Annotated in this window: 5 protein-coding genes; 4 read left to right on the top strand and 1 reads right to left on the bottom strand. The window is 64.2% G+C overall.

Annotated elements, in window-relative coordinates; genetic code table 11:
- The 4 genes from AC5RW2_RS40570 to AC5RW2_RS40555 form a co-directional block, all read left to right on the top strand.
- A partial coding sequence (locus AC5RW2_RS40570; protein ID WP_494075262.1) for an HAD-IC family P-type ATPase occupies nucleotides 1–743 on the top strand: 743 nt, incomplete at its 5' end.
- Nucleotides 744–913: 170 nt separating this feature from the next.
- Entirely contained in the window at nucleotides 914–1,516 is a 603-nt protein-coding gene (locus tag AC5RW2_RS40565) for an IS607 family transposase (protein ID WP_494032340.1), read from the top strand.
- On the top strand, nucleotides 1,513–3,132 hold the full coding sequence (locus AC5RW2_RS40560) for an RNA-guided endonuclease InsQ/TnpB family protein (protein WP_494032341.1): 1,620 nt from the start codon (nucleotides 1,513–1,515) through the stop codon (nucleotides 3,130–3,132). Before AC5RW2_RS40565 ends, AC5RW2_RS40560 begins: the two co-directional genes overlap by 4 nt.
- An 80-nt stretch (nucleotides 3,133–3,212) precedes the next feature.
- Entirely contained in the window at nucleotides 3,213–3,860 is a 648-nt protein-coding gene (locus tag AC5RW2_RS40555; protein ID WP_494032342.1) for a ZIP family metal transporter, read from the top strand.
- Nucleotides 3,861–3,965: 105 nt separating this feature from the next.
- Here AC5RW2_RS40555 and AC5RW2_RS40550 read toward each other — a convergent pair.
- A partial coding sequence (locus AC5RW2_RS40550) for an S-layer homology domain-containing protein (RefSeq protein WP_494075261.1) occupies nucleotides 3,966–4,583 on the bottom strand: 618 nt, incomplete at its 5' end.

Genomic DNA, 4,583 nt, shown 5'->3' with positions numbered 1-4,583 from the left:
TGGAAGGAACCCTGGACGGCAGGAAGCTGCGCCTGGGCCGCCCGGGCTGGATCGAGCCCGGAGTTCTGGCTGCGGACGTCGAGAGGATGCAGCAGGCAGGTGCCACCGCCGTGCTGATTGAGGACGACGGCCAGGTCATCGGGGCCGTGGCGGTGCGTGACGAACTGCGCCCGGAAGCCCGCGAAGTCATCGCCCGGCTCACCCGTTCCGGCTACACCACGGCCATGCTCACCGGTGACAACACCATCACCGCCAACGCCCTGGGCAAGGAGGCCGGCATCACCGAAGTCCACGCCGACCTGCGCCCGGAGGACAAGGCCGAGATCATCCGTGAACTCAAGGGCAGACGGCCCACCGCGATGGTCGGTGACGGCGTCAATGACGCACCGGCGCTGGCCACGGCCGACACCGGCATCGCGATGGGCGCCATTGGCACCGACGTTGCCATCGAAACGGCAGACATCGCCCTGATGGGCGAGGACCTGAACCACCTCCCCCAGGCACTCGACCACGCCCGCAGAACCCGCCGCATCATGCTGCAGAACGTCGGCCTGTCCCTGCTGCTGATCGCCGTGCTGATCCCGCTGGCGCTGTTCGGAGCGCTCGGACTGGCCGCCGTCGTACTGGTGCACGAGCTGGCCGAGATCGTCGTCATCGCCAACGGCGTGAGGGCCGGCCGGATCCGCCGGAAGAACCGCCTCAGCGCCCAGCAGCCCTCTCCCGTGCTGGAGCCGGCGGCTTGAGCACCGAAACCACACGCCGAAAGGACACCGATGCAGGGATTTCCAATGGTGCTCGCCTTCGCCGCCCTGCCGGCTATTGGCAATCTGCTCGGAGGCCTGGCCGCCGAAGTCCCAGAAAAATCAAACCAAGACTATAGAAGTATTATGAATTCTATGGTAGTGCTAATGGCATGAAGCTCTCGGACTACGCGAAACGGAACGACATTCAGTACCGTGCTGCGTGGAACCGGTACAAGGCCGGGAAAATCCCGGGGGCTTGGCAGGATGAATTTGGCACTATCCATGTCCCCGATCCGGTCATGGTCGACGCGAAGCTTGAGAATACCGCCGTGGTGTACGCCCGGGTCTCGGACGCCAGCCAGCGCGAGAACCTGAACCGGCAGGCCGACCGTGCCGTGGACTGGGCGATCGCACAGGGACTGCATGTCGTCGAGGTGGTCAAAGAAGTCGGCTCCGGTGTCTCCGACACCCGCCCGAAGCTGCACAAGCTGCTAAAGAAAACGAGCTACTCCACCATCGTCGTTGAGTACAAGGACCGGCTGACCCGGTTCGGCTTCGCATGGTTCGAAACCCTCGCGACCACTTCAGGCAAGCGGATTCTGGTCATGAACCCCTCTGAAGGCCAGCGTGAGGACATCGTTGCCGACCTGACCAGCGTCATCTATTCGTTCACTGCGCGCATGTACGGGCAGCGCCGGGCCGCCCGCGCGAAGGCGAAGCTCGCGCAGGAACTGCGCCCCCAGGAAGCGACTCCCGGGGAGGACGGCACATGAGCAGGCGGAACAAGGGCCTGCCGGAGCCCGCCAAGAGCCGGAAGACCCGACGAAAGAAGAGGCCGCAGCCGCAGCCAGAGCTGAAACTGACCGGCGAGGAAAAGATCCGCGCCTACCCGCTGGAGAACCACGCCAATGAGGGCAAGCTCGTGCAGGTCCGCGAGGTCCTCGGACCGTGGCGGCAGGCGCTGGTTAATATGGCCTGCATGCTCACTCGGGGCATTTATGCGGGCGAGGGACTGAAAGAGCGCATCCCGCTCAAGCCCACCGACCTGCCCTTCACCACCGTCCTGTCCTCCCGGCAGGTCAACTCCATCCACACGCAGGCACGCGGTGCGCTCGACTCGTGGCAGGAGAAGATAAAGTCCGCCGTCCGTGCAACCATCACCGGCTCACGGTTGGATGATGAGACCAAGACGATCCTGTACCGGGTGAATGTGATTGCCGGGTGGTTCGCCAAAGAGCTGGCGCTGCCCATGAAGGTCGACATTAAGACCGGCGAGCTCCACCACGGTAAAGCCAAGGGTAAGGGGTGGAAGCCTGCCGACGACCTGATCGTCGACCCGGCGCTACTAAAACTGCTGCGCCATATGGTCAAGCACCACCTCAAGAGGCATGTCCGACTGCCGAACCTGTCCCGGGTGAACTCTATGGCCATGGACGGCAAGGTCGCCCAGATCGAGAAGGCGGGCAGGGACGGCAAGTCGAACTCCTTCGATTACTGGGTCCGGGTCTCCACCCTGACACTGAATAAGCCGGTCCGCATCCCGCTGAGGGTCAATGACCATTTCGTCAAGGCCGATGGTGACCTGTCCGGCTTCGTGCAGGTCACCATCAAGGACGACAACTCGGTGCAGTTCACCCTCCAGAAGAAATCCAAGGAGGTCACCCTCCGCGAGGACAACGACAACTGGCTGGGGCTGGACTGGGGCATGACCGTCCTATTCGCCACCTCCGACGGGCGACTGTACGGGCAGGGAGCGATGCCGCACCTGCATGAGCTGGACCGGCAGGTTACTGAGCTTCAGCGCACCCTCCAGAAGCACAAGATCCGGCCCAGCTCCAGCAAGCGGTACCGCCGGCTGCAGCACCGCATCCGCGAGTACATCAAAAACGAGGTCAACCGCATCCTCAACCGGATCGCGGACGAGGACATCGCCGGACTGGTCGTGGAGAACCTCGACTTTAGGGGCGGCGGGATGAGCCGGGCCATGAACCGGCTCATCACCCGGTTCGGCAGAGCCGCGATTAAGACCAAGCTGAAGAGTCTGACGCAGGACAGGGGGCTGGCGGTCATCGAGGTGAACGCCGCCCTGACCTCGCAGGAATGCTCCGGCTGCGGGTTCGTGCACGAGAAGAACCGCAGCACGAGCAAGCGCACAAAGTTTCTCTGCCGCTTCTGCGGCAAGAAAATCCATGCGGACGTGAATGGTGCGAGGACCACTAAGTCAAGACGTTCTTGGCTTGCGCAGGGGTCCTCCAAGACCAAGCGTCAACGCATGACGGTCCGTGAGAGGTTGGACGGTGACTTCAGAGCCTATTGGGGGATGAAGTCTCAGCCCGCCCCTCGCGCGTCGGGCAGGGGGCGCTCCGCGCCCGCTGCCCATGCCGCCTAGAGCACGGCTAGCTGCGGTCTCCACGACGCACGAACAAGCCGGGTGGGAACAGAATTCCACCCGGGGAGATACTCCTCCGGGTGTCCGATAAGATCCTCAGCCAGGCACTGCATCTGGCGGCTGGTATCGTGCTTGCCGTCGTCGGCCTGGAGCTGATGCCGGAAGCCCTCAGCGGAAACCCGCCCTGGATTCCCATCCTGGCCTTCGCCCTCGGCGGGGCGGCGTTTATCGGACTTGAACGCGTCCTCGCCCTCCTGACCCAACGCGCACGTGCCGGACATCAAGCCCAGGGCCCGATGGCCATCTTCGCGGGTGTCTCGCTCGACCTCTTCAGCGACGGCGTGATGATCGGAACAGCCACCCTCATCAACCCGTCCCTGGGCCTGCTGCTGGCCCTCGGGCAGGTACCCGCCGACGTACCCGAAGGCTTCGCGGCCATAGCCATCCTGAGACGCGCCAGGATCAGACGCCGCCAACGCATTCTGCTGTCCCTGGGCTTCAGTATCCCCATACTTCTGGGAGCAGCCATCGGATACTTCCTCCTGCGCGATGCCCCCGAAATTATCACTCTCTCAGTCCTGGCGCTGACCGGAGGGGTCCTGACCAGCGTCATCATCGAAGAAATGGTCACCGAAGCCCACGAAGGCGAAACCAGCCCGACTGACCCGATCTTCCTCACCGCCGGCGCAGGACTGTTCGCCCTGGTTTCGGTCTACCTCGGTTCGTAAGCCTGGGAACGCTTCGGACCGAGGCCGGATGCGAGGACGGACGTGAGGCCAGACGTGAACCCGGCTGCTGCCGGAATCATTCCGCAGCAGCCGGACAGGTTGGTGCTATTGGCCGGTGTGTTTGCGGTGGCGGAAGAGGAAGGCTGCCACGGCGTCGCGGTTGACCGGTTGCAGCGGTCTGAACGTGCCGTCGGGGTAGCCGGTGGTGATCCCGGTGGAGGCCAGCCAGCAGATTTCGGTGTAGAAGGGGTTGTCGGTGGCCACGTCGCCGAACGGCGAGACCAGCGGCGGGGTGAAGGCCGGGGATCCGGCCAGCCGGTACAGGAACGCGGCCATGGCGTCACGGTTGACCGACTGCAGGTACCGGTAGGTGCCGTCGGGGTAACCGGTGGTGACGCCCTGGGCGGCGAGCCAGGTGATTTCTTTGTAGAACTGGTTGTCCTGGCCCAGATCCCGGAACGGTGAGACGGCCGGCGGGGTGAAGGCCGGGGATCCGGCCAGCCGGTACATGAAGGCGGCCATCGCGTCGCGGTTGACCGGGCTCACCGGCCGGTAGCTGCCGTCGGAGTAGCCGGTGGTGATCCCGTGGATGGCGAGCCAGGAGATTTCGTTGAGGAACTGGGTGCCGGCGGGTACGTCGGTATGTTTTCCCGCAAGGACCCGTCCGGGACGTGGCAGGACATCCGTGCCACTGAGTTCCTCGCGGATGTGACCCGGCTGGCC

Source organism: Arthrobacter sp. B0316-1-20 (assembly GCF_059091865.1).
Note: the sequence above shows the minus strand (reverse complement) of the source record. Positions and strands in the feature narration are given on the sequence as shown.

What these genes read in the sequence shown, in the direction of transcription:
- AC5RW2_RS40565 (WP_494032340.1), top strand. Translation starts at nt 914, where the DNA reads ATGAAGCTCTCGGACTACGCGAAACGGAACGACATTCAGTACCGTGCT.
- AC5RW2_RS40560 (WP_494032341.1), top strand. Translation starts at nt 1,513, where the DNA reads ATGAGCAGGCGGAACAAGGGCCTGCCGGAGCCCGCCAAGAGCCGGAAG.